7 protein-coding genes are annotated in these 2,912 nt (G+C 43.6%); 1 reads left to right on the top strand and 6 read right to left on the bottom strand.

From position 1 onward, the window contains the following. The coding region (locus EAO37_RS09425) for a hypothetical protein (RefSeq protein ID WP_205589768.1) at positions 1 to 384 on the top strand (384 nt) is incomplete at its 5' end. A 2-nt stretch (positions 385 to 386) separates the two neighbouring features. Here EAO37_RS09425 and EAO37_RS08915 read toward each other — a convergent pair. From EAO37_RS08915 to EAO37_RS09345, 6 genes are all read right to left on the bottom strand, one after another. Further along, positions 387 to 617, bottom strand: a complete 231-nt coding sequence (locus tag EAO37_RS08915; protein WP_120953390.1) for a hypothetical protein — start codon at positions 615 to 617, stop codon at positions 387 to 389. A 252-nt stretch (positions 618 to 869) separates the two neighbouring features. Continuing rightward, complete coding sequence (locus tag EAO37_RS08920; RefSeq protein WP_120953393.1) at positions 870 to 1,499, bottom strand: tetratricopeptide repeat protein; 630 nt, start codon at positions 1,497 to 1,499, stop codon at positions 870 to 872. A 47-nt stretch (positions 1,500 to 1,546) separates the two neighbouring features. Then, positions 1,547 to 1,684, bottom strand: a complete 138-nt coding sequence (locus EAO37_RS09335) for a hypothetical protein (RefSeq protein WP_162983015.1) — start codon at positions 1,682 to 1,684, stop codon at positions 1,547 to 1,549. Positions 1,685 to 1,760: 76 nt separating this feature from the next. Next, positions 1,761 to 2,018 carry a hypothetical protein gene (locus EAO37_RS08925; RefSeq protein ID WP_120953396.1) on the bottom strand — a complete coding sequence of 86 codons (258 nt, stop codon included), beginning with the start codon at positions 2,016 to 2,018 and terminating at the stop codon, positions 1,761 to 1,763. Between the two features lie 21 nt (positions 2,019 to 2,039). Continuing rightward, positions 2,040 to 2,213, bottom strand: coding sequence for a hypothetical protein (locus EAO37_RS09340; RefSeq protein ID WP_162983016.1), 174 nt, complete (start codon positions 2,211 to 2,213; stop codon positions 2,040 to 2,042). A gap of 1 nt (position 2,214) precedes the next feature. After that, the gene (locus tag EAO37_RS09345; RefSeq protein WP_162983017.1) at positions 2,215 to 2,589 is read right to left on the bottom strand and encodes a restriction endonuclease; all 375 of its coding nucleotides are present in this window, start codon (positions 2,587 to 2,589) and stop codon (positions 2,215 to 2,217) included. Positions 2,590 to 2,912: the final 323 nt, after the last annotated feature.

A 2,912-nucleotide genomic window follows, 5' to 3' on the forward strand; every position in this document is an offset into this window, starting at 1 on the left:
CTTGGGTTTAATGGGGGTGTTGGGGCTTTAGTTACCACTGGCGGGGTGGATGTTTGGGGTGTTGGGGGTTTAATTACTACGGGTGGGGCAGAAGTCTGGGGCGTTGAAGGTTTAGTGGTTACCGGCGGGGTAGAGGTTTGGGGGACTACTGGTGTCTTGGTGTTGGTGCTGGAGGTTTTTTTCTTGGATGTGGGGTCAAAATCTGGGAGAGCCCATGAAGGGGGACTTGAAAACGATTTGCCATCGGCATCGCAACACCAAATGACACTAGTCCTTTGGAAACCATCTTTATCCGTATCAGCCTCCAAAAAGGGCGAACAAAGGGCTATGGCTAAACTTGCAGAAGTGTTTTTTAAAATTTTCTTGTCCAGAAAACCTCCTTAATTTCACTGCCCCATTTTGTTTTGGGGGAGCTGGGGATTTGCTAAAACTATGGGCTTGGCACTTAACACATTGAAAAGTGGCATTTGGTTAGCAAGCCCGGGGGCTTTGTTCTGTGTGCTCTGTGTGATGTTTGAGTATTGAAAACCCACAGCTCCATAAACCCCATTACCCTCAGCCTCTAAAAACAAACAAGAGAGAAGGGTTGTAGCGATCAAGGTTAACAAAATGCGCATAAGACTCCTTTTTCAGGTTTACAAGCAAGGCTTGTAAGTGGATTCTACCATAAATAAGAGGATAAACTTGCCTATTGGATGTATTTTTACTTTAAACATGCTTCACTACCACATGCTGAAAAATCCCCTCCACACCCCCAAACACCCCTCACTCATAGGTGTAAGTTACATTACCCAAATGAGTCCTAATTTCTACAGAGAGGATTTTATAAGGCAAGCAAGCCACGCCAATCATATACCCTTGAGAGTATTTTAAAATATAGCCTCTCTTATTGCCCCTAGCTGGTCTGCCATCAGCCATAACCTGAGTCCAATCATTGCAAGAATTGCCTCATTGATAATAATCCCCTCAAGGCGCACGGGGTCTCTATTTTTAGAAGTGATCTCAATCAAAGTCCCCAGCCCCTCCCCAAAGAGATCAAACTCTTTTTTCTGAATATCAAAGTTGAGCTTGTAGGCAGTATGTTTAGGGGCTAAATCTTTGGCGTATTCACAACTCTCTTGATCGCCCAAATCACAAGCCTTTTGATAATACTGCCGTGCAACTTCCTTGTCTTGCCCCACACCCTCCCCGTTTTCATACATTATTCCCAAATTATTATAAGCCATAATATCCCCCATATCTGCTGCTTTTTGGTAGTATTGCAAGGCTTTGGAGCAATCTTTGACAATGCCTTTGCCATCTTCATACATAGCCCCCATTTCGTTATACCCCCTAGAATCCCCCATTTCTATGAGTTTTTGCCAATAAGAAACAGATTTGCCATAGTCTTTGCTGTCATCGTAAGATTTTGCCAATTGATTCCCCGCATAACAGACTCCTAAAGCCGCTGCAAACAACAAGACAACCGACAACACACACTTTTCAAACGACACTGACATATTGCTCCTTGTAGGTATTTTAACCGTTGCTAGGGTTGCCCACCCCACTAATGCCCTATGTAGTGGAAAATAACCAGCAATGTAATCACAAACACCATAGAGACGGACGACTTAAAGAAGTTTTCAAACACCTTCCCCACTGCTGTAAAAATCTGCGCAATAGCTCCGATCACCAAAATGCTCATGTGAAACCCCTTATACGCACTACTCTAATCAGGGCAGGGCAAAATTTTAAAACCATGTTTTCCTCCAAATGTTTGATCATGTTTTCTCTGCTAGGCTCACCCTGTCCATGTTGGCTGAGGGAGCTAGCACATCATAAAACACTCTCTCATGCTCTTTCTTGTCTTTTTGGCTCTTGATGAGCTCGAAGGCATCTGGGGCGAGCAACTTAGGGCTATTGACCACCATGATATTTTTAAAAAAGCATTGTTGATAATGCTCAAAATCATCGCGATACAAATGGCTTTGGTAGCTATGGCAATCTTGCAGAAACTTCTCTAAATGCTTGGCATCCATCTTGCATTCTCCCTCTGGATTCTAGTTTTTGCATTGCGCCAAGATGATTTGTTTGTCCTGCCTCAAAATCAAATCAATGCGGGTAAATGCCAAATGTTTCTCTTTGTCTTTGCTCGCATCATATCTGTGGACGCTAAAACCTTGACCTGCATAATAGCTGGCAACTAAATCCCTGTATTTTTTGGCGTAATCCATTTTAACTCCTCTGTATTGGTAGTATTGCCCATCCCACCCGTTGATCGCAGCGGCGTTTTTCTAGGAATGCCTTAGCCTCTGGGTTGAGCACATCCGCAGAGAGTGCCAACAATCTTTGGCAGTTTTTGCCCGGGTACTCTGCTTTCTCTAGGGCATCGCAATTTTGCAAAAACTCTTGGACATAGTCCAAACCCACGCGATAAGGCGTTTTTTCATTCCAATTTTTACATTGGATAAAGAGCACCTCCTCATCCTTAGTTAAAATCAGATCAATTTTTTGATCTTGCTTGCCTAAATCGCAATGAAAATCGCAATCATAACCACGCTTGACATACCCTTGAGCGACAAACTTTTCGTATTCTCGACCTTGTTCCATATTTTTATCTTTCTCTTTAGGGGTTTGATCAAAATCCCCAGGGGGTTTCTCCCTCTCAAACGCGGGCAAATCATTGGGTGTAGGGACTTCGAGTTGTTTGGGTGAGGGTTTTTGGGGGGCTTTAAATATGTGGAGAGTGTGTGTTAAACTAGAAAGATGAAATCCGGGGCGAAGGTTTAGTTTATTGGGGGGGGGGGGGGGGGTAAATCTAAAAGACAATTTCTCACCCATTGCTCATGCCATCAATCAAAACGCCCATTATTTGCCTTTCAAGTAGTTAGAATACCCGATTTTATCCAAAGCCTTCAGCTCAATATCCCCCC

The organism is Helicobacter sp. L8, from assembly GCF_003660355.1.
Lineage (GTDB): Bacteria > Campylobacterota > Campylobacteria > Campylobacterales > Helicobacteraceae > Helicobacter > Helicobacter labacensis.